The 21,436-nt window shown below is 66.6% G+C and carries 16 protein-coding genes; 11 read left to right on the forward strand and 5 right to left on the reverse strand.

What is annotated here, in order from left to right; all coding sequences use genetic code 11:
- The first annotated feature begins 2,659 nt into the window (after window positions 1–2,659).
- The 6 genes from LQZ85_RS15360 (at window position 2,660) to LQZ85_RS15385 (ending at window position 7,925) form a co-directional block, all read left to right on the forward strand.
- On the forward strand, window positions 2,660–3,103 hold the full coding sequence (locus LQZ85_RS15360; protein ID WP_230101142.1) for an AAA family ATPase: 444 nt from the start codon (window positions 2,660–2,662) through the stop codon (window positions 3,101–3,103).
- 586 nt (window positions 3,104–3,689) lie between these two features.
- Entirely contained in the window at window positions 3,690–4,565 is an 876-nt protein-coding gene (locus LQZ85_RS15365) for a ParA family protein (protein WP_269464941.1), read from the forward strand.
- Complete coding sequence (locus LQZ85_RS15370) at window positions 4,565–5,533, forward strand: ParB/RepB/Spo0J family partition protein (RefSeq protein WP_082586457.1); 969 nt, start codon at window positions 4,565–4,567, stop codon at window positions 5,531–5,533. The genes LQZ85_RS15365 and LQZ85_RS15370 overlap by 1 nt, the downstream gene beginning before the upstream one ends.
- An 82-nt stretch (window positions 5,534–5,615) precedes the next feature.
- Window positions 5,616–7,043 carry a sugar porter family MFS transporter gene (locus tag LQZ85_RS15375; RefSeq protein WP_230101143.1) on the forward strand — a complete coding sequence of 476 codons (1,428 nt, stop codon included), beginning with the start codon at window positions 5,616–5,618 and terminating at the stop codon, window positions 7,041–7,043.
- Between the two features lie 9 nt (window positions 7,044–7,052).
- Entirely contained in the window at window positions 7,053–7,388 is a 336-nt protein-coding gene (locus tag LQZ85_RS15380; RefSeq protein WP_053098229.1) for a hypothetical protein, read from the forward strand.
- A gap of 18 nt (window positions 7,389–7,406) precedes the next feature.
- On the forward strand, window positions 7,407–7,925 hold the full coding sequence (locus LQZ85_RS15385) for a GrpB family protein (protein ID WP_230101144.1): 519 nt from the start codon (window positions 7,407–7,409) through the stop codon (window positions 7,923–7,925).
- Window positions 7,926–8,015: 90 nt separating this feature from the next.
- On the opposite strand, the gene trxA is transcribed toward LQZ85_RS15385, so the two are convergent.
- From trxA to LQZ85_RS15405, 4 genes are all read right to left on the reverse strand, one after another.
- On the reverse strand, window positions 8,016–8,339 hold the full coding sequence (gene trxA / locus LQZ85_RS15390) for a thioredoxin (protein ID WP_042541543.1): 324 nt from the start codon (window positions 8,337–8,339) through the stop codon (window positions 8,016–8,018).
- A gap of 67 nt (window positions 8,340–8,406) precedes the next feature.
- Window positions 8,407–9,381, reverse strand: coding sequence for a thioredoxin-disulfide reductase (gene trxB, locus LQZ85_RS15395; RefSeq protein ID WP_056277582.1), 975 nt, complete (start codon window positions 9,379–9,381; stop codon window positions 8,407–8,409).
- Between the two features lie 88 nt (window positions 9,382–9,469).
- Window positions 9,470–11,089, reverse strand: coding sequence for a murein biosynthesis integral membrane protein MurJ (gene murJ, locus LQZ85_RS15400; protein ID WP_230101145.1), 1,620 nt, complete (start codon window positions 11,087–11,089; stop codon window positions 9,470–9,472).
- Window positions 11,082–13,265: a DUF6049 family protein gene (locus LQZ85_RS15405; protein ID WP_230101146.1), complete on the reverse strand. Its 2,184-nt coding sequence runs from the start codon at window positions 13,263–13,265 to the stop codon at window positions 11,082–11,084. Before LQZ85_RS15405 ends, murJ begins: the two co-directional genes overlap by 8 nt.
- Window positions 13,266–13,363: 98 nt before the next feature.
- On the opposite strand from LQZ85_RS15405, the gene LQZ85_RS15410 reads away from it, so the two are divergent.
- Window positions 13,364–14,896: a methyltransferase gene (locus tag LQZ85_RS15410; RefSeq protein ID WP_230101147.1), complete on the forward strand. Its 1,533-nt coding sequence runs from the start codon at window positions 13,364–13,366 to the stop codon at window positions 14,894–14,896.
- A gap of 40 nt (window positions 14,897–14,936) precedes the next feature.
- Entirely contained in the window at window positions 14,937–15,992 is a 1,056-nt protein-coding gene (locus tag LQZ85_RS15415; protein ID WP_230101148.1) for an LLM class flavin-dependent oxidoreductase, read from the forward strand.
- A 191-nt stretch (window positions 15,993–16,183) separates the two neighbouring features.
- On the opposite strand, the gene LQZ85_RS15420 is transcribed toward LQZ85_RS15415, so the two are convergent.
- Window positions 16,184–17,944, reverse strand: coding sequence for an alkaline phosphatase family protein (locus tag LQZ85_RS15420; protein ID WP_230101149.1), 1,761 nt, complete (start codon window positions 17,942–17,944; stop codon window positions 16,184–16,186).
- Window positions 17,945–18,023: 79 nt separating this feature from the next.
- On the opposite strand from LQZ85_RS15420, the gene LQZ85_RS15425 reads away from it, so the two are divergent.
- The 3 genes from LQZ85_RS15425 to LQZ85_RS15435 all read left to right on the forward strand — a co-directional run bounded on the left by LQZ85_RS15425 (window position 18,024) and on the right by LQZ85_RS15435 (window position 21,347).
- Entirely contained in the window at window positions 18,024–18,317 is a 294-nt protein-coding gene (locus LQZ85_RS15425) for a hypothetical protein (protein WP_056275643.1), read from the forward strand.
- 61 nt (window positions 18,318–18,378) lie between these two features.
- Window positions 18,379–19,806, forward strand: a complete 1,428-nt coding sequence (locus LQZ85_RS15430) for a CCA tRNA nucleotidyltransferase (protein ID WP_056275640.1) — start codon at window positions 18,379–18,381, stop codon at window positions 19,804–19,806.
- Window positions 19,807–20,021: 215 nt separating this feature from the next.
- Window positions 20,022–21,347 (forward strand): transcriptional regulator, encoded by a 1,326-nt coding sequence (locus LQZ85_RS15435; RefSeq protein WP_230101150.1) that lies wholly within the window; start codon window positions 20,022–20,024, stop codon window positions 21,345–21,347.
- The last annotated feature ends 89 nt before the right edge of the window (window positions 21,348–21,436 follow it).

A 21,436-nucleotide genomic window follows, 5' to 3' on the forward strand; every position in this document is an offset into this window, starting at 1 on the left:
CGGTGGTCATGGGCCAGGCACTGTTGTGATCTGCCCCTGCAGCATATGAGATCTATTGTCGGGGCTCGCCCGGTTGAGCCAGACCTGGTCACCGCGCGAGGCCGGTAGAGTCCCTCGACGATCATGCCACGATTCGAGTTTATGGCTGATGAGAAGGGTTTTCTTCCGACCCTGGTCGTGCACCTGTGTGGGAGGTCCGTTGCGACGTGATGAGGCACTCAAGCGCTGCCGGATACGCTCAGCAGTGCCGGATAGCCGCCGGCGCTCTGCCCTCGCCGTCAAAGACTGTCCCGGGATCACGCTCGGTGGTAACGGGACGTGGGCGTGTGCCACGACAGATCAGGCTTCACCGCAGACGTGTCCGGTGTCGGAATCCGGAATGGGTCTGTCCCCGTGTGCTCGTAAGCGAGAGTGTTCGCCCCTCTGGGAACGACCGGGGGTCCTAACCATGTTTCACGTGAAACATGGTTAGGACGACTGCCATGCGGGGGTAAGTCGGGGCGGGCCGAGGTGGGGTGAAGGGATTCCGCCGACAACTTGCGGTGGTCCGGGTCACGAGGGCGTTGCGCTCGCTGGTCTGATCTGTGCCACTCAGCCGCACTTCGAGGCACTGCGGACGGCTGCTGTGCGCTGCGATGCTCGTCGCTGCGCGGGGGAGCGGTGCTGCGAGCCACCCTTCTTCTTAGCGCCGGGTCTGGATCCTTGCTTTTCGACCCACGTCACTTCACAGCAGCGGACTTCACCTCACTGAACTGCCCTAGACCGCACTACACCGTGCGGTCTGCAGTGATCTCTCCTGTTCTGATCTGCGCTCTCGTGATCTGACCTGCGCTACTCGGACGTGTGCCGTGTGCCGTGTGCCGTGTGCCGTGTGCCGTCTGTTGGGCGTTCTGACTACTGAGTGGGGTCCGCGCGTGGTGGAGCGCACGTGTGGCGCTCAGAGCTCGTGGACCGGGGCGCGGGTCCGCCGGGAGTCGTATGTTTCACGTGAAACAATCGTTGAGTCGCTGCCACGGAACGGATCGCGGTGCCCTTGGCGTGGCTACGGGTGTCATCCCGGTCCAGATCATCCGCCGGGGGAGCGTTGCGAGCTGACAACCAGATCATGGCGCCGAGGAGCGGGACCGTCTGCTCTAGGCATGGTGGGCGGCCGGACATAGCTGGAACTTTCAATCGGGTATCGCGGCGGAACCGGTCAGGCGGCTGTTCTGACCCGCTGCCGTTGACAACATTCGGGCGAAAGGGTGATCTGGCAACACCCTGCTCAGTCTTACCGGGGTTCTTCGCAGCATGGCTTGAGTGAGTGACAAGCCTTCCTGGCACGAATGGACGTCTCTCCTCGGGCCGACCGCGTCGCGCTATGCGGCAGGCACAAGTGTTTCACGTGAAACATCGAGCGGCGGGTCGTGATGGCTTCGGATGATCGCGACCGCGCGATAGCAGGAACAGGGGGAGGGTCTCGGGGCCGGCCGCGACGTGGGCGATTGAGGGCGCTCTAGTGGCGCGTCGTTACTGGGTGCCCGTACACCGTCGGGTGGACGGTTTCAAAGACTAGTGATCGCGTCACGATCCCAGTGAGTAGTTTGCGAAGCCCCGCTCGCGAGACAGTCGCTAGCTCATTGATGTGACGAGTCATCGGGCGTCTCGAAGGTGCGGGGATTCTTGGCCCGAGAAGCGGCGGTCCCCGGTTTGAACGATAGAAATCGTGAGCTGGCGCGAGGCTCGGTGTCGCACCGAGAGCCCGAGCAGCAGCGCTCTGGAGGGCTACCCGCAATGGGACGCACGCGGTCGTTGCTGATGCCCCTGCTGCGGATGCCAGCGAGGTGCACCCCGAGGTCTGCTGCGACGGTCGCGGGCGGGGTTCTCGGATAAACCCCAGTTCAGGGGCGGATCCGTGCACCACCCGAGCTCGGCAACCGTGGCCAGCCGGTGGGCGTGGCTCGTGCTGACTTGCCGTCAGTATGACGCAAGGGAAGAGCAGACGGGACGCAGTAGACGAACGTTTCACGTGAAACACTGTGAGTGGTGTTTCGCGCCTGCGGTTCCTTTGCGGATCGACGCCATGCACTAGATCCTCACCGGACCCAAGGTGGGCGAGCTGACCCTAGAGCGATGCTTGCAGCGAAGAGCCGAGGCCGTCGACGCTCCTTGGCCCAATCCTTGATAGCTGTGCAGCATGCGAACGACGTACTTCGTTAGTGCCCGTCTGAGGAGATGTTTCACGTGAAACGCCGCTGAGGTCGCGATGAGATGGGTGGGGCTCCGCCCCGAATGGTCGGTCTCACGCGATCACGGCGCTACCCTTTGTCAATCGACGTGGCTGGGCTGTCTGAAGCCGTGCGTGGCGTGCGCGATGCGTCTGTGACGACTAGGTGATTCGCGCGTGGGTGACCTCGGGGGTGAGGTTCGCTGGTGACACCACCCCGATGCGATGAGGGCAGGCGCTCACGCAGCGGAGTGAAACCCGTCGCGCTCACAGTCATGCGCCGGCTGGAGCCAGCGTAGAACCCGAAGCAAGAGTGGGGGCCTGCTACCGCTCGGCTAGCCGGAGCAGCTCTGGACGCGGAGGCAATTTCGTCCGCCTGCACGCGGTCCGGGTAGAACGCTCCTGTCACTCACGTCGGCGATGTTCCACGTGAAACATCGATATGGTGAATGCATGGTGCGCATGCTCATCACTGGGATGTCTGGCGTCGGCAAGTCCAGCGCGCTGCAGGTACTGGGGGAGCGGGGATACTCCGTCGTCGACACCGATTATGGACCATGGACAACCGAGTCGGGACTGTGGGACGAGGTCTTGATGGGTGCGCTACTCGGGGAGAGCACCGAAGTCATCGTGTCTGGCACGGTGTCGAATCAGGGTGCCTTCTACGACCGCTTCGACCACGTGGTCCTCCTGTCAGCGCCGATTTCGGTGATGCTCGATCGTGTTCGTCGGCGATCTTCGAATCCCTACGGCTCGACGACGGTGCAGCAAGACGAGATTCGCACGAACCTCGAAACCGTGGAGCCGCTACTGCGGGCGACATGCACGTCCGAGATCGACGCAACTCAACCGCTGACCGCCGTCGTCGACCGGATCGAGCAGCTCCTACGATCTTGATCCAGGCCGATATGCGTCAGATGTTTCACGTGAAACTATGCGGCTGTCGACCGTCACCACGGACCTCGGCGCACAGGGGAGGATCCGGTTCCACGCGATAGTGGTGTGAAGGATGCTGACGAGTCCTTTGTGACCGGTCGGTCTCCCCGAAACGAGGGGCGTCAGCGACGGAGGCTCGTTGAGTCCCGTGAGCCGCTAGCGGGCAGCCTCTTTCACAGAGGGCGCGACATCCGTGTGGGCCGAGGACAGAGACACCTGCTCTCCTCACGCCCGTGCAACCACCGACACGAACTGGTCGCCGGCGCGACAGATGGTGCAGTGCGTGGACGTCGTCCCTCCATGCGTGTAGCCCTATCTCCGGTGCGTCAGGACGTTCAACGGCACAATGAACACCCAGGCCAGAAGGCGAAAGTGCCATTCTCTCCGCAACGGCACGTCCGGACGAGTTATCACCGGCCTGCACGACTCAGTAAGGATTCGAGAAGGCAACGTCTGCCGCAGCGATTAGAGTGGAACACGGCCCCGAAAGGAGTGGATGTTTCACGTGAAACAGCCCGAAAAGGCATCACCGAAGGACTCTTTCGGGATGGATACGCCGCTCGCGCGGGAACTCGCCGACCTCTCCGCACGACGCAGAGCACTCGAGACCGTGTCCATCGACTTCGCCGGCGACACCCGCATCCTGACGGTCTCCAACCAGAAGGGCGGCGTAGGTAAGACCACGAGCGCCGTCAATGTCGCCTCTGCACTCGCGGGTCTTGGCGCACGGGTCCTTGTGATCGATCTGGACCCTCAGGGCAACGCCTCGACCGCGCTCGGAGTGCCGCACAACGCCGAGACTCCGAGCGTCTATGACGTCCTGATCGAAGACACCCCGCTCGCTGACATCGTGCAGCAGAGTCCCGAGGACGAGAACCTCTTCTGCGCACCGAGCACCATCCATCTCGCCGGCGCAGAGATCGAACTCGTCGCGCAGGTCGCACGGGAGCATCGACTGCGACGGGCGCTCGAGGAGTATCTCGTCGACAACCGTATGGACTTCGTCATCATCGACTGCCCTCCGTCGCTCGGGCTGCTCACGATCAACGCCTTCACCGCGGCGAACGAGGTCTTCATCCCCATCCAGTGCGAGTACTACGCGCTCGAGGGTCTGAGTCAACTGCTCGGCAGCATCCAGATGATCCAGAAGCACCTGAATCCCGGACTGCACCTCTCCACGATCCTGCTGACGATGTTCGACGGACGCACGCGACTCGCGCAGCAGGTGGCGGACGAGGTCCGCACACACTTCCCCGAACAGGTGCTCGACACCGTCATCCCGCGTTCCGTGCGGGTGTCGGAGGCACCGAGTTTCGGTCAGACCGTGATCGCCTACGATGGGCAATCCGCCGGCGCCGTCGCGTATCGCGAGGCCGCTGTCGAGATCGCGTCGCGGACGGCGACGCAGAGCAAGGAGAAATGATGGCGAAGCGCACTGGACTGGGTCGGGGCATCGGAGCCCTCATCCCGACGGCTGATCAGTCCGAGCGTCCCGTGGATGTGTTCTTCCCCGGAGCCAACCTGCGGCCGGCGACGGAGCAGACCAGTGACCAGCCCGCAGCAGAAGGCGATCTCGAGGTCGTTCCCGGCATCCACCTCGTCGAGGTCGATCCGCAGAAGATCGTGCCGAACCCGCGTCAGCCGCGCACGCACTTCAATCCCGAGGACCTCGCAGAGCTCGTGCACAGCGTGCGTGAGTTCGGCGTTCTGCAGCCGGTGGTCGTTCGCAAGAACAGCGACGGCGAGTATGAGCTGATCATGGGGGAGCGGCGCACCCGCGCCGCGCGGGAGGCGGGCCTCGAGAAGATCCCGGCGATCGTCCGCGAGACTGCCGACGAAGATCTCCTGCGCGATGCTCTGCTCGAGAACCTGCACCGCTCCGAGCTGAATCCGCTCGAAGAGGCCTCGGCATACCAGCAGCTGCTCGAGGACTTCGGGATCACCCAGGAAGAGCTCGCCACGCGGATCGGTCGGTCGCGCCCTCAGATCAGCAATACGATCCGTCTGCTCAAGCTCCCCGTTCCCGTGCAGCAGCGTGTGGCGGCGGGGGTGCTGACGGCTGGACACGCTCGCGCGATCCTCAGCCTGGACTCACCCGAGGCCATGCAGCGTCTCGCCGACAAGGTCGTGAACGAGGACCTGTCGGTGCGCGCGACCGAGGTCGCTGCGAAGACGGAGCCGGCAGCACCCGGCCGGACGGCGAAGCCGACTCCGGGCGCTCGACGGGCATACCTCGACGAGGTGGCCGGCAACCTCGGCGATCGGCTCAACACTCGCGTCAAGGTGTCGCTGGGCGCTCGAAAAGGCCAGGTCATCATTGATTTCGCATCGATTCAGGATCTGAACCGCATCCTCGGTGAATTGGGCGAATCGGGGTACGGTCCGGCGTGATACCGCCGCTCGACCCCTGAGCGGTCGTAGACTCTCGACATCTCGTCGATGAGGGGGAGTCATGTCCGGAGCAGCGAGTCCAGTGAAGTTCCAACGCCGCGTCATCGCGGTGAGTATCGCCGCAGCACTCGGTGGCTTCCTCTTCGGATTCGATACCGCCGTGATCAACGGCGCCGTCGATGCTCTCGCGGGCAACGTCTCGGGCTTCGACCTCGGGGTCGGGCTCAAGGGCTTCGCGGTGTCGTCGGCCCTGATCGGGTGTGCCGTCGGTGCGTGGTTCGCAGGACCGATTGCGAACAAACGCGGGCGAATCCCCGTGATGGTCTTCGCGGCGGCGATGTTCTTCGTCTCCGCCATCGGCTCGGGACTCGCGTTCAGTGTCGTCGACCTCATCATCTGGCGAGTGGTGGGTGGTCTCGGTGTCGGTGCGGCATCCGTCATCGCTCCCGCATACATCGCCGAGGTCTCGCCTGCCCGGGTGCGAGGTCGACTGGGCTCTCTGCAGCAGCTCGCCATCGTCACCGGAATCTTCGCCGCTCTGCTCTCCGACGCGTGGCTGGCGGGCCTCGCGGGTGCCGCAGACCAGCCTCTGTGGGGACTCACCGCCTGGAGATGGATGTTCATCATCGAGGCGGTGCCCGCACTCGTCTACGGGATCATGTCGTTCCGTCTGCCCGAATCGCCGCGATATCTCGTGCGCAAGGGCGATCTGAAAGGCGCGTCCCAGGTGCTCGAGACGGTCACGGGGGCCGTTGACGTCGACGCGAAGATCCAGGAGATCACCAGCACCATCGACACCGAGCGCAAGGAGTCGCTGAGCGACCTGCGGGGCAGTCGTCTGGGGCTCAAGCCGATCGTGTGGGTCGGCATCCTGCTCTCCGTGTTCCAGCAGTTCGTCGGCATCAACGTCATCTTCTACTACTCGACGACACTGTGGCAGTCCGTCGGCTTCGATGAGTCGAGTGCCCTGCTGACTTCCGTCATCACGTCGGTGACGAACATCGTGGTGACCATCATCGCGATCCTGCTGGTCGACAAGGTCGGCCGACGCATCATGCTTCTCGTCGGCTCTGTGGGTATGACGGTGACGCTGGGCCTCATGGCGCTCGCTTTCTCGTTCGGTGAGCTGAACGCCGAGGGCACAGCGACCCTGCCTGACCCCTGGGCGACCGTCGCCCTCATCTGCGCGAACGGCTTCGTGGTCTTCTTCGGTGCCACCTGGGGTCCGCTCGTCTGGGTCCTTCTGGGAGAGATCTTCCCGAACTCGATCCGCGCCGGCGCACTCGCGGTCGCGGCAGCAGCCCAGTGGGCAGCGAACTTCTTCATCTCGACCACCTTCCCTGTGTTCGCCGAGATCGGCCTCACATTCGCCTACGGCTTCTACGCGTTCTTCGCGCTGCTGTCGTTCTTCTTCGTGTACTTCAAGGTGCCCGAGACCAAGGGTCGCGAGCTCGAGGAGATGACGGACGAGCTGAAGGTGGAGCGCCGGGGCACCCGCAGGGCGACGTAGGCTGGAAGCATGACCGAGTCAGTTCCGCGCCGCGCCAGCCTCGAAGTGCTGAGAGCAGAAGCGTCGGACGAACTCGCCGTGCTGATCCAGGAGAGGCTCCTCGGCGGGGAAGATCCGTGGGAGTTCATGGAGGAGCTGCCGAGCGTCGATGAGCTCGTCGTCTACCTGCTGCGAGCCGACAACATCACCGCGAACGACGGTGTGCGACCGAACGCGGCTCGGCACTACCGGGTGCTGCGTCAGATCGCGCTGGAGTACCCCGAGCTCACGCCGGCGGTCTGGGGCCTTCTCGACGAGAAGCAGCGGCACCGACGCTGGGACCCGTCCGTCGCCGACGCCTCCTAGGCACCTATCGTGCCGCGAATGCTCGTCTCCTACGACCCGGAGTGGCCGAACCAGTTCGAGGCGTTCGCCGCTGAGATTCACGCGGTCGCGGACGCGGATTGGCTGATCGAACACATCGGATCGACGGCGATCCCCGGCATGCGCGCGAAGCCGATCATCGACCTGGCCATCCGCATCGTCGATCGCAGCGACTTCGACGCGCGCAGGGCCGCTCTGGAAGCCGCAGGCTGGCGCCTGGGCAGCGCTGTGCGCACGCACCCGGTCATGATCCGTGAATCTGACGGCGTGCGGATCGCGATCGCGCACTTCTTCGTCGAGGAGGAGTGGGATGCGGTGCACCAGCGCATCCTGCGGGACTGGCTTCTGGAGCATCCGGAGGATGCCGATCGCTACTCGCATGCGAAGTGCGACGCCGTCGCCGCCCAGGCGAGGGGGAGGACGACCTACAACGCCGCGAAGTCCCCCATCATCCAGGAGCTCGTCGACCGCGCTCGAGCGTCTCGAGGACTTCCTCCGGTGCGGATCTCCGACAAGTAGTCGGCTCTCGTCTCAGGAATGGGGACGGAAGCGGCCGGGTACGAGAAAGGGCCGCCACCCGGAGGGGTGACGGCCCTGAAGACTGCAGGATCAGCCGATGAAAGCCGCGAGGTCCTGCTCGAGGGCCGGCTTCGGCTTGGCGCCGATGATGGTCGTCTTGACCTCACCGCCCTGGAACACCTTCATCGCGGGGATCGAGGTGATCTGGTACTTCATCGCCAGCTGCGGGTTCTCGTCCACGTTCAGCTTGAGGATGGTGATCTTGTCGGGGTTGTCCGCCTGGATCTGGTCCAGAACGGGGGCGACCATACGACACGGTCCGCACCACTCGGCCCAGAAGTCCACGAGGACGGGACCTTCGGCCTGCAGAACGTCCTGCTCCCAGGTCGCCTGGCTCGTAGCCTTTGCACTCATCAGAGTTCTCCTTGATTCGAGGTTCGCCTGCTACAACAGCGGGCGAGGTGAAAGTGTTCCCGTCCGCTCAGGCGGTGATGATTTCAGCGGCTTCGGCGGCCGGGAACTCGACCGATGCGTCTTCGAGGTCTGCCAGGAAGTGCTCGGCGTCGAGAGCGGCGACCGTGCCCGAGCCAGCGGCCGTGATGGCCTGACGGTAGGTGGGGTCGATCACGTCGCCGGCGGCGAACACACCGGGGACCGAGGTGACGGACGAACGGCCGTCGACCCAGATGGTGCCCTCGGCGGTCAGCTCGAGCTTGTCGTGCACGAGGTGCGTGCGCGGGTCGTTGCCGATCGCGATGAACAGGCCGTCGAGCGCGAGGTCGCTCAGCGTGCCGTCGACCGTGTTGCGCAGCTGCACGCCCGTGACGGAGTCGCCACCGAGGATCTCGGCGACCTCGCTGTTCCACACGAACTCGATCTTCTCGTTCGCGAAGGCCCGCTCCTGCATGATCTTCGAGGCGCGCAGGGTGTCCTTGCGGTGGATGACGTAGACCTTCTCGGCGAAGCGGGTGAGGAACGTGGCCTCTTCCATCGCCGAGTCGCCGCCGCCGACGACGGCGATCGTCTTCTCGCGGAAGAAGAAGCCGTCGCAGGTGGCGCACCACGAGACGCCGTAGCCCGACAGGCGCTCTTCGCCCTCGATGCCGAGCTTGCGATAGGCGGAGCCGGTCGCGTAGATCAGCGACTGGGCCTCGTGCACCGTCCCGCTGCCGAGGGTGACCTTCTTGACGGGGCCGGCGAGGTCGAGCTCGGTGACGTCGTCGTAGACGACCTCGGTGCCGAACTTCTCAGCCTGCTCCTGGAACTTCGCCATGAGCTCGGGGCCCTGGATCCCCTCGGGGAAGCCGGGGTAGTTCTCGACCTCGGTGGTGTTCATCAGCTCTCCGCCGACCTCGACCGTGCTCGCGATGAGCAGCGGCTTGAGGTTCGCGCGCGCCGCATAGATGGCGGCGGTGAATCCGGCGGGACCGGAACCGATGATGATGACCTGACGCATGTGCTCTCCGTCGTAGATGCTGAGACGCCGAAAGACGTTCGACTGCTTCAACCAATGGTAACCGCGCGACATTCCCGCGCGAGGGGGCTCAGCGGCCCGGCAGGAAACGCCGCAGCATGCCGCTCGCGACCTTGAGCTCCGGAGCGCGCAGGACAGCCAGGATGCCGATGTAGACGACCACGACGGCGAGGCCGATGATGCAGGTGCCGATGGCTCCCTGGATCTTGTCGGACGTGGTCCACCCGGTCGGGCCGCCGAGCAGAAGGAAGACGCCCCACCCGGCGAACCCGGCAGGAACGGCAGCGACGGCGTAGCGGACGACAGCGGTCATCCAGGTGCGGATCTGGAGTCCGCCGATCTTGCGGTGCAGCAGCCAGCTGGCCACGATCATCTGCAGGGTGCTCGCGATCGACTGGCCCAGCGCGATGGCTGCGGCCAGCATGGTCACCTCGATGATCTCGGCGGTGAGCAGCCACTGCGCGACCAGAGCGGTGACGACCACGAGACCGCACTGGAACAGCGTGAACCAGAAGGGCGTGCGGGTGTCGCCGTAGGCGTAGAAGGTGCGTTGCACGATGAAGAGGATCGTCAGCGGAACCAGGCATACGAGGAAGGCGAGCAGCACCAGCGCCGCTTCTTCGGCGTGCGACGCCTGATTGGTGAAGACTCGCGACGCCGGAATCGCTGCCGCGGCGACCGCGGCGACGGCGACGGCGATGAAGAAGAGCAGGGTGCGGATGCTCTGGGCGATGTCTGCGCGGACCTCGGCATGTCTGCCGGCCGCCGCGTGCTCGCTGATCTGCGTGAAGTAGGGCGTGCCGATCGACAGCACGATGATCGAGTACGGGAGCATGAAGATCAGCCAGGCGTACTGGAAGGTGGCGACGGACGCGCCTCGTCCGGAGGCTTCGGTGAGGATCTGGGTCTGCACGAGTCCGGCGCCGAGGCTCGTCAGCGCCATGAGGAACGTCCATCCGGCGAGCCGTCCGACGTTGCCGAGTCCGACGCCGCGCCAACGGAAGTCGGGGCGGAGCGCGAGACCCGTGCGGCGCCAGAAGATCAGCAGGATCGCGGCCTGGATCACGATGCCGAGCGTGGCCGTTCCACCGAGGGCGGCGATCATCTCGGGAGTCCAGTCGGAGACGCGGGTGAGCGGGCCGCCGAACAGCGCGCCCACGACGAGGAAGCCTGCGATCGACACGATGTTGTTGACGACCGGCGCCCAGGTGAAGGGCCCGAAGATCCGCCGTGCGTTGAGCGCCTCGCCCAGCAGCGCGTAGAGCCCGTAGAAGAGGATCTGCGGCATGCACCAGTACGCGAACGCCGTCGCGAGCGCGAGGAACTCCGCGGAACCCTCCTTGCCGGCGTAGAGCCACACGAGCCAGGGCGCGGCGATCGTGGCGATACCCGTGATGACGACCAGCACGACGGTGCCGAGCGTGAAGAGCTTCGAGATGAAGGCGTTGCCACCGTCGGCGTCCGCTGTCGCCTTGACGATCTGCGGGATGATCACCGCGGTCAGCACGCCCACCGAGATGAGAGAGAAGACGTTGTTCGGCAGCTGATTCGCGATCGCGAAGGCGTCTGCGGCGCCCGCACCGACCGAGCCGATCACGCCGACGAGGACGATGGTTCGCAGGAGCCCGGTGACGCGCGAGATGAGCGTTCCGGCCCCGATCAGTGCACTGGCGCGGCCGAGACTACTCATTCAGCTCCTCGACGGCATCCGGTGAGGAGGTCGCCTGTTCTTCGTCGCCGGCGAGGGCTTCACGCCGCCGGCGTCGGACGGTGCGGATGATGCCGAGACCGAGCAGCAGCACGATCAGACCGCCGAATGCGGCGAGCCCGATGGTCTCCCATTCGGCCCGCACCGAGACGCGCACGCGCTCGGGCTGACTGATCGGCACACCGGTGGGGCTCGAGAGCGACAGCGTCAGGGTGACCTCGCCACTGCCCACTCGGGCCGACACGGGGACCTTCACCCTCGTCGTCGTGCCGGGCTGGATCGTCCACGGCGTGACGGACTGCACCTCGAGGCGCGGGTCGCTCGGCTTCACCGTGAGCTCGATGTTCACCGGCCATGGCAGGTCGTTGCGCACCGAGAACGGGAGGTCGGCGTTGGCGGAGAGCAGCTGGATGGTGCTCGCCGGAGGGATGTCGACCGCGTTCAGCGTCTCGGTCGTCTGCTCGTTCACGTCGGCGACGGCCTCTGAGAAGCCCTTGTCAGTCAGGCCGACCGCGGTCGCCCGCATGATCTGGATGCGCTTGGGGCTCAGCAGAAGCTGGCTGTCGTCGAGGATCGTGGAGAACTCGCCGAGCACGACCTCGCTGTCGAGCATCCCCTGCAGGGCCGTGGCTCGTGCCGGGTCGGGCTCGGTCGAAAGGGTCGAGGGTGTCGCCGGGATCGCGAGGACCTCGGAGAGACCGAACGCGAGGGAGTCGACCGATGAGACGGCCTCTCTGAGCGCATCAGCGGTGCGGGTCTCGTCGCGGTCGAGTCCGATCAGAAGCGGCGTCGTCGGACTCTCCTGAGCTGACAGGGCGAGATAAGCGCTCGCCTCGGCCAGCGACTGCTGACGGGCGGCGTCGTCGTCTTCGCTCGCCGCCTGCGACAGAGCATCCGATGCGGCATCCACGGCGACCAGCACGCTGTGCGAATCGATCGCGGCGTGCGCGCCGACCGCACCGCCGACCGCTGCAGAGGAGAGGACAGTGACCGCGCCGCCGCTCAGGTACGTCGAGAACGTGTCGAGATCGGCGGCGGAGACATCGCTGCGGGGCCACAGAATGCCGGGGGTCGACCCCTCGACGGCCATGAGCTGTGCGTCGTCGGGCAGCACCGGACCGTCGGTGGGCTGAGGGCTCGGCTCATCACTCGGTGTAGGCACGGGAGTCGGTGCGCTGCCATCCGTCGGCAGCGAGGCGGGAGTCGGCGCGGGAGTCGCGGTGGGGGTCTCGTCCGGAGGCTCGGTGAAGCTGCTGAGGGTGAGGAACGGCGCGAGCGTCGTGGGCTGCAGCAGTCCCGGAAGACCCGCCTGCGCCTGTGTGGTGGCGTCGGCATCGCCGAACTGCAGAGAGAACCGCTCGTTGGGCAGAGCGTCGAGAAGTCGCAGCCACTCGCGCGCGCTCTGCGGCGCCGAAGAGCCGAGCACGCGGATGGCGGCGGGGATCGCCGGGTCGATCGCCAGGGTCGCGGACGTCCCTCGGACACCCTCGATCGTCGCGGTGAGTGCGCCGTCGGGCGCGGTGAGAGCGCTGAGCTCGTCCGCGGTGAGAAGGGCGCCGTCGGAGGGCGTCGCCGTGATCGGCACCATCACGGCGACGGGCGGATTCGCAGCAGCGGTCACCACGAGCACGGATGTCGACGTCACCGTTCGCGCGGCATCCTGACCCTCGTTCTGTGCCCCGCTGAGCGTCGCGCGCAGCGGGTACACACCCGGTGCGAGGTCGCCGAGAACTTCGGGAGGCAGGAAGAGGCTCGTGGTCGCGGAGGTCTCGGCGTCGACCGGTGCGACGGTGTCGGTTCCGAGCTGGTCGAAACCCCCTGTGGCGTCGGAGTCATTCAGCCACGTCGTGACCGAGGCTTCGTCCGCGAGCGGAGTGCGGTTGATCTCCAGAGTGACTCGTCCGGCGGAGAGTTCGGACTTCGCGTCGTTCTGCACGGTGATCGAGGCCGTCGTCGCTGTGCCAGGGGCGACCGTTCCGCGCACCCCCGCCGACAACAGGAGCTCGACGGAGGACGCCTCTGACTCGTCGTCGGCGGCTGCGACCGCGCTGCCTGCGCCCGTGCTGACCAGGCCGAGTACGATCGCCGAGATGACGGACCCGCGCGCCAGGCGCTGCAGGCGCGTGCGGAGGCCGTTCTCGAAGATGGTCGCGGTCATGAAGGTCTTCCTCGAACGCCGGGATCCCAGGCTGCTCGTGAGTGGTGACCTTGTGATTCTAGGCCGCTGGCTGAATGAGAACCCTGAAGACGCGTAGAGTGACGGCCGTGTCCGACACCCTCGCCCCCACGCCCGATCCGCTCCGCAGCACCGCGCTCGCCGCAGATCTCGACGCCGCGGATCTCCGCTCGGAGCCGCTGCGTCGCCTGTGGGGCGAGGAGGAGGACGACGCGCTGGCCAGAGGCATGCGCGAGCCGATCCTGCGCGCGATCGCCGGTGACGACGGTGTGCTCGCGACTCTCGGCAGGCTGTTGGTGCTCGGGATGCCGCAGCCGATCGCCGCGGTGACGACGGCTCTCCCGAGACTCGGAGCGGACGGCCTCGTGGCCCTCGGCCTCGCGAGGATTGAGGGCGACGAGGTGATCCCCACTGCGCTGCTGCGTCCCCAGTCGTTCGTCGACGCCGACGGGATCGGCGAATGGTGGATCGCCAGCGACCTCGACGAGGTGGCGCTCGACGGAGCGCTGCCCGCGGATCACGTGCTCGGAGTCGGCGGCGCCTCCCGCACGCTCGCCGAGGTCATCATGCCGATCGAGGTCGACCGTGCCCTCGATCTCGGCACCGGATGCGGCATCCAGGCACTGCTCGTCGCTCGTCACGCAGGATCCGTCGTCGCCACGGACATCTCGGCGAGAGCGCTCGCCTATGCCGAGTTGAACGCCCAGCTGAACGGCGTCTCGAACATCGAGTTCCGATCGGGCAGCATGTTCGAGCCCGTCGGGGGAGAGGCGTTCGACCTGATCGTGTCGAACCCGCCCTTCGTGATCACCCCGCGCGCGGAAGGGGTCCCCGAGTACGAGTATCGCGACGGGGGACTCGTCGGTGACGCGCTCGTCGAGCAGTTCCTCCGTGCGGTTCCGTCTTTCCTGACCCCGGGAGGCGTGGCGCAGCTGCTCGGCAATTGGGAGTCGCGCGGTGGCCAGGCATCGCTGAGTGGACGCGCGGGTCTCGATCGCCTCTCGTCGTGGGTTCCTGCCGACCTCGATCTGTGGGTCATCCAGCGCGAAGAGCTGTCGCCGCTGGGCTACGCAGAGCTGTGGATCCGCGACGGAGGCACGACGCCCCGCGATGCCGCGTTCACCCCGCTGCTCACCGCATGGCTCGATGACTTCGCCGCGCGTGGCGTCACCGCCGTCGGATTCGGCTACATCCTGGTGCGGCGGCCGGCGGGCGGCGGAGCGCCCCTGCGTCGTCTCGAGCGCGTCGCACAGCCCGTCTCGAGCGTGGGCGGGGCGCTGCGTTCGGGTCTCGCGGCGCACGACGTGCTCGCAGAAGGACTGCCTACGACGCTGATCGTCGCTCCGGATGTCACCGAGGCACGACATCTGCTTCCGGGCAACGACGATCCGAGCATCATCGAACTGCGTCAGGGCGGTGGCTTCGCACGGACCATCGCGGTCGACCCGGCGCTCGCCGCTCTCGTCGGGGCCTGCGACGGCGAGCTCACGGTGATGCAGATCGTCGCAGCTCTGGCCGACCTGTTCGAGGTGCCGCTCGTCGACCTGTGGGCCGACCTCGAGCCCCGCATCCGCCAGCTCGTGCTCGACGGTCTGCTGATCCCGGGGGAGTGATGCAGGAATACCCGCTCGCATATATGCGTTCGAATACACCATGAAGGCTTTCGGATTCCTCTCCTTCGGGCACTATGCAGACGTGCCCGGTTCGGCGACCCGCACCGCGGGGGACATGCTGAAGCAGACCATCGAGATCGCGGAGGGTGCCGACGAGATCGGCGTGAACGGCGCCTCTGTGCGCGTGCACCACTGGGCTCGCCAGGCGGCGTCGCCCATGCCGCTGCTGACAGCCATGGCTGCGCGTACGAAGCGCATCGAGGTCGGCACCGGCGTGATCGACATGAGGTACGAGAACCCGTTCCAGTTCGCTGAGGAGGCGGCGGCACTCGACCTGATCGCCGACGGTCGCATCGCGCTCGGCGTGAGCCGCGGGTCACCCGAGACGGCTCTGCGCGGATACGAGACCTTCGGCTTCCACGACGAGGAGGACCCCGAGCGCGGCAGTGTCATCGCTCGCGAGAAGTTCGACCTCTTCCTCCGTGCGATCGACGGCGAGGGTCTCGCCCCCGGCGACCCCCGCATGGTGGGAGCCGGCCGATACCTCGCGATCGAGCCCCAGTCGCCCACCCTGCGCGACCACATCTGGTGGGGCTCGGGTTCCCGCGCCACCGCGGAGGAGACCGGCCGCAAGGGTCTCAACATGATGAGTTCGACCCTGCTCACCGAGGCGACCGGTGTGCCGTTCCATCAGCTGCAGCGCGAGCAGATCGACCTGTTCCGTTCCGCCTACAAGGAGGCAGGACACACCGGAGCACCTCGCGTCTCGGTGAGCCGCAGCGTGTTCCCGCTCATCTCGGACATGGACAGGGCGTACTTCGGTCTGCGCAGCGAGGAGAACGCCGACCAGATCGGCATCATCGACGGCTTCCGCTCGACCTTCGGCAAGACGTATGCGGCCGAACCCGACGTGCTGATCCAGCAGCTCTTGGCTGACGAGGCCGTCATGTCGGCAGACACTCTGTTGCTGACGATCCCGAACCAGCTGGGGCCGGCATACAACCTCCACGTGCTCGAGGCGTTCGCGACCCATGTCGCCCCGGCGCTCGGCTGGAAGCCGAACACCGAGGGTCCCGTGCAGGGAGATCCGGTCTGACGATCGACCGCAACTGCGGTTGAAGGGGCGGATGCGAACTGCATCCGCCCTTCTTTCTCCTCGAACGGCGAGCCGATATATCGATAGCCTGGCCGCATGCGAGCGCCCAAGAGCGGATTCCTGGCCGGAGCCATCGTCCTCGTCGCAGTGCTTGTCGGCGCGATGCCGACGGCCGCAGCCACCCCCCGAGATCAGGAACCCTTCGCGGGCCCGAACAGCTCGTCGCCGTGCTCGTGCAGCAGGCGATAGGCGTCGGCGAACGTCTCGGGCTCCGGCTCACCCGGCTTGCCGTACTTGGCGAGGAGCAGCCCGAGCAGGCCGCGGGCGGGTGGGGTGAGCGGCTTCATCTGGTCGGCCTCACCGGGCTTCGGCTCGCGCTGCTCGGGATTCGGCGGCGTGTAGGCGGGCGTGGTCACGGGCCAGTCGGCCGGATGCCGGGGTGCGTCGAGGTTCACAGCGGTGAACAGTGTGTTCGCCGACTGGTCGCGGTCGTTGAGCGGCTTCAATCCGTGCAGCCGCGAGAGGGTGGCCGTGACGGATCCGTGGTGCATCTCGTCGTGGACGATCGTGCCGCGCTTCGTATAGGCCGACACGGCGATCGCGGGCACTCGGCATCCGAGTCGATCGAACGTGAAGCCCATCTCACCCGCCCCGGTGTCTTCCGTGGGCTTCGTCGCCGCGGGCGGAGGCACGTGGTCGTAGCATCCGCCGTGCTCGTCGAACGTGATGAGCAGCAGGGTGTTGACCGCGTTCGACCCCTTCGGCGACGCACTCGTGCGCACCGCCTCGTAGATGTCGTGGATCAGCCGATCGCCGGCCCGGACGTCCGAGATGGCGCTGTCGTAGACCGCTTCGCCGTCGACCTCGCTCTCACGGGGCGACCCGAACGGCGGGTGGAAGTCGTTGTGGTCGTAGACCATGCGCGGCTCGATGAACGCATACGCCGGAAGGGTGCCGTTCTTCGCATCGGCGTAGAAGTCCTCCATCGTGCCGAAGTGCTCGGTGCGCCAGTACTTCTCCAGCACGGCAGCGTGCAGCATCCCGGTGAACGACACCAGCTGGAGCTTGTCGATGTAGATCTTCCAGCTGACCTTCTCGTCTTCCAGACGGTTGAACACCGTCGGGGCCGCGGGCGCATCGAGCCACTTGCGGTACCCGCCGCCGGCCTGGTTCGTGACGAAGCCGTGCGACGTCGACGCGTGGAAGAACGACCGGTTGCAGAACGTCTGCGACGGCACCCCGGCGTACCAGTGGTCGAACACCGCGAACTCCGCTGCGAGGGTCGAGAGCACAGGGAGCATCTCGGGCGAGAAGGACCCCATGATGTGCGCGGCCTCGTCGGGGGCCGGCTCGACGCCCTTGCGCAGACGGCGGAAGTTGATGATGTAGTCCTCGAGGAACCCCGACATCGTCGCCTTCTCGCCGTGGGTGGGTGCGTTGAAGGGGGCCGTCATCTGGTCGACGAACAGGTCGGCGTTGTCCTTCGGGTCGACGGTGCCGAAGATCTGCGTGTTGACGTGGGGGTATTCCTCGCCCGGATCGGGATCGGGCAGGCTCATGATCCGGTCGGTGTCGCCGGTGTAGACGTGCGCGTCGACGACCGTGCCGTCGGATGCCGTGTTGCTGTGCGTCCCGAACGCGAGACCCTCGAACTTCTCGCCTGTCGGAAGCGACTCCTTCGAGTAGAGGTACCCGAGCAGGTTGTCGAACGAGCGGTTCTCACCCATCACCACGACGAGATGATCGAATCCGGGTTCGCTGCGGGGAGTCAGTGCGGCGAACGGATCAGGTTCAGTGGCGAAACCCTTCCGCTGGTTCGCGACGTTCGCGCCGATCGCAGCGCCAGCCGCGCCGCCGACCACGACACCGGCCAGTGCGGCGCCGCCCATCTTGAGGAACCCGCGCCGGGACGTGTCAGGCGCTGAGGGGGACTCGTTCGCTTCTGCGGCCACGTGCCGATCCTAGGACTCGGGCGATGCCGAGCACGAGAGCGGGGACTGTGAGGCGATTCGACGCCGGTAGCGTGGGGGCATGAGCTACGCAGGTGAGTCGTCGATCGAATCGCGCGTCCGTGCCGTGAACGCCGATTTCGGCCGCCGTCAGACGCGGCTGTTCGTGACATTCGCGCTGATCGAGGGGCCGGTGCTGCTTCTGCTCGTTGTCGCGATCTACGGCTTCGAGCTGATCGATCCCGAGATCGGGATCTGGTTCATCGTCGCTGTCGCCGTCGTCGGCGGGTTCCTGTTGAGCACGCTCCTCGTGCGGCTCGTGCAGGCGCGAGTTCGCGCCGTCGCGCAGGCCAAGGGTGAGAACCCGCTGTTCTGACGTCCGCTCGACGGGGACTGCGGCCCGCGGGTGCCACCCGTACCCCGGTACGCTGGAACCCATGCTCAACATGGCTGACGGCCTCGCCCGTCTCGGCGCGCTCGCCGAGAATCCGGTCGTCCGCACCCTCGCGGAGGCTTTCGAGAAGGCGGGCTTCGACCTCGCTGTCGTCGGGGGGCCCGTGCGCGATGCGCTGCTCGGCAGGCCGACCCACGACCTCGACTTCACGACGAATGCGATGCCGGACGACATCCTGCGCATCGTCAAGCCGATCTCCACGGCCCAGTGGGACATCGGTCGGGCGTTCGGCACGATCGGCGCGCGTGTGCAGGGTGAGCAGGTCGAGGTCACGACCTATCGCGCAGACAGCTACGACGGTGTGACCCGCAAGCCCACCGTCGAGTTCGGCGACACGATCGACGCGGATCTGCACCGACGCGACTTCACCGTCAACGCCATGGCTCTGCTGGTGCCGGCCATCACGCTCGTCGACCCGACCGGGGGAGTCGAAGACCTCGTCGCCGGGGTACTGCGCACTCCGGCCGACCCTCAGGTCTCGTTCGGCGATGACCCGCTGCGCATGCTCCGCGCCGCGCGCTTCAGCGCCCAGCTCGGCTTCCGGATCGACGATGACACCGCCGACGCGATCACGCAGCTGCGCGCCACCCTCGAGATCGTGAGTCCCGAGCGCATCCAATCGGAGCTCGTGCGGCTGATGCAGACGGATGACCCGGTGCGCGGCATCCGCGTGCTGGTCGACACCGGTCTGATGGAGGAGTTCCTGCCAGAGGTGAGTGCGCTGCGACTCGAAGTCGACGAGCATCATCATCACAAGGACGTCTACGAGCACTCCCTCACGGTCCTCCGCCAGGCGATCTCGCTCGAGCACTCGCGTCACCCCGGTGCCGAGCCCGATGTGGCCCTGCGGATCGCGGCGCTGCTGCACGACATCGGCAAGCCCCGCACCCGCAAGCTGGAGGACGGCGGAGTCGTCACCTTCCACCATCACGACGTCGTCGGGGCGCGCATGGCACGCAAGCGCCTGCAGTCGTTGCGCTTCGACACCGACACGACCGAGTCGGTATCGACGCTGATCGAGCTGCATCTGCGGTTCTTCGGATACGCCGAGGGCGCGTGGACGGATGCCGCGGTGCGGCGCTACGTGCGCGACGCCGGCGACCTGCTCGAGCGGCTGCACATCCTCACCCGCGCCGACGTCACGACGCGCAACAAGCGCAAGGCCGGACGACTGGCATCCGCCTACGACGACATCGAATCGCGCATCGCGGCGTTGCGCGAGCAGGAGGAGCTCGACTCCATCCGGCCCGAGCTCGACGGCAACCAGATCCAGAAGATCCTCGGCATCTCGCCCGGTCGTGAGGTCGGCGAGGCCTACAAGTTCCTGCTCGAGCTGCGCCTCGACGAAGGCGTCATCGGAGCGGATGCCGCCGAGCAGCGGCTCCGTGAATGGTGGGCAGCCCGGGTCTGAGCCGATCGAGCCGCATCGACAGCGATGCGGCGGTCGGGCGCGGGCATCCCCATGGGGATCCCCCAGACGACTCGTCACTCCTCCGGTTCGTCGACCTCGGCGGCCTGTGCGAGCGCCTGCACCCGGAACGCGTGACCGGAATATCGCGGGTACCGCCGACGGCATCCGGCTCCTACACTGAGGTAACGCTCCACCATCGACGATCGGAGACGCCCGTGGTCGCGTCGTGGCAGGTGTCACGTGAAGGGCCGCCTGAGGCCTCTCGTCTTCTGATCGAGCGTGCACACGAAGAGCTCATCGCCGGCAATCTCGATGACAAGCGCCTGCAGGAGGTGCGACCTCTCGTCCGCGAATCGTGGGTGCGATCCTGGCGAGGGCGCGTCGGCCCCGAAGGGGCCCCGCAGATCGAACTCGTGAGCGAAGAGCTCGAGGCCTATCGACTCGCGCATCCGCTCGCGTCCGCGATGGACATGATCCGAGCCCTGCTGCTGCCGGGAACCGAGGGGGACTCCGGTGTCGTCGTCGCCGTCGGAGATCAGGCCGGACGGCTGCTGTGGGTCGAAGGCGATCGCAAGCTGCAATCGCTCACCGAGGGCATGGGCTTCGTGGCCGGCGCGAACTGGGCCGAGGACGCCGTCGGCACGACAGCTCCCGGCACAGCGCTGGCGCTCGGACAGTCGGTGCAGATCCGCGGTGCTGAGCACTACAACAGGCTGGTGCATCCGTGGTCGTGCACGGCGGCTCCGGTGCGAGACCCCGAGACGCGGCGTGTCCTCGGGGTCATCGACATCACCGGAGGAGACGAGGTCGTCTCGATGCAGGCCAGGCTGCTGGTCGATGCGACAGCGCGCGCGGTCGAGTCGGAGTTGCTCGTGTCGAGACTGCGGGCCCGCAGCGAGTCGCAGCGTCCGATCACCATCTCCTCGCGAGCCAAGCCCACGACCCGGGCGACGCTGCACGTCCTGGGGCGCGATCGCGCGCGCCTCGAGACCGAGACAGAACTCGAGGAATCCGTGATCGAGCTCAGCGCTCGTCATGCCGCGATCCTCCTGATGCTCGCCGTGCATCGCCAGGGGCTGTCGGCCGAGAGACTCAGCGAACTCGTCTACGGACCGGACGCGTCGGCCGACACGCTGCGGCCGGAGATGGTGCGTCTGCGCAAGGTGCTCGAGAAGCACGCCCCCAGCCTCGTCCCCGAGTCGCGGCCGTATCGGCTGCCGGTGGTGCTCGAGACGGACGCGCACGACGTCCTCTCACTGCTCGACCGAGGTGCCCATCGGGTCGCCCTCACCGCCTACCGAGGTCCGGTCCTTCCCGAATCCACATCGCCGGGAGTCGAGGAGTTCCGCGAGTCCGTCAGAGCGGCGCTGCGCGAGACGATGCTGTCGGAGGCAAGCCTCGACGTCCTCCTGGAGTACGCCGAGATCCCGGAGGGACAGAGCGATGCCGCGGCCCTGCGCCTCGCACTGGAGATGCTTCCGGCGCGCTCGCCGAAGCGCGCCGGGCTCGTCGCCCGCATCGAACGCATCGAGGAGAGCTGAACCGTCCGGTCTGTCTCGGACATCTCGCGACGGCGTGCAACCATCCGCAACGTTGCGCATCGGGGCGCAACCTCTGCCGACCTACCTTC

The sequence above is a fragment of the Microbacterium sp. Bi98 genome (assembly GCF_918698045.1).
Lineage (GTDB): Bacteria > Actinomycetota > Actinomycetes > Actinomycetales > Microbacteriaceae > Microbacterium.

Bases quoted from the DNA above. Each gene is read 5' to 3' on its own strand.
- LQZ85_RS15430 (WP_056275640.1), top strand. From the start codon at position 18,379: ATGCTCAACATGGCTGACGGCCTCGCCCGTCTCGGCGCGCTCGCCGAG.
- LQZ85_RS15385 (WP_230101144.1), top strand. From the start codon at position 7,407: ATGCTCGTCTCCTACGACCCGGAGTGGCCGAACCAGTTCGAGGCGTTC.
- trxA (WP_042541543.1), bottom strand. From the start codon at position 8,339: ATGAGTGCAAAGGCTACGAGCCAGGCGACCTGGGAGCAGGACGTTCTG.
- LQZ85_RS15425 (WP_056275643.1), top strand. From the start codon at position 18,024: ATGAGCTACGCAGGTGAGTCGTCGATCGAATCGCGCGTCCGTGCCGTG.
- LQZ85_RS15365 (WP_269464941.1), top strand. From the start codon at position 3,690: ATGGATACGCCGCTCGCGCGGGAACTCGCCGACCTCTCCGCACGACGC.
- murJ (WP_230101145.1), bottom strand. From the start codon at position 11,089: ATGAGTAGTCTCGGCCGCGCCAGTGCACTGATCGGGGCCGGAACGCTC.
- LQZ85_RS15360 (WP_230101142.1), top strand. From the start codon at position 2,660: ATGGTGCGCATGCTCATCACTGGGATGTCTGGCGTCGGCAAGTCCAGC.
- LQZ85_RS15380 (WP_053098229.1), top strand. From the start codon at position 7,053: ATGACCGAGTCAGTTCCGCGCCGCGCCAGCCTCGAAGTGCTGAGAGCA.
- trxB (WP_056277582.1), bottom strand. From the start codon at position 9,381: ATGCGTCAGGTCATCATCATCGGTTCCGGTCCCGCCGGATTCACCGCC.
- LQZ85_RS15415 (WP_230101148.1), top strand. From the start codon at position 14,937: ATGAAGGCTTTCGGATTCCTCTCCTTCGGGCACTATGCAGACGTGCCC.
- LQZ85_RS15405 (WP_230101146.1), bottom strand. From the start codon at position 13,265: ATGACCGCGACCATCTTCGAGAACGGCCTCCGCACGCGCCTGCAGCGC.
- LQZ85_RS15370 (WP_082586457.1), top strand. From the start codon at position 4,565: ATGGCGAAGCGCACTGGACTGGGTCGGGGCATCGGAGCCCTCATCCCG.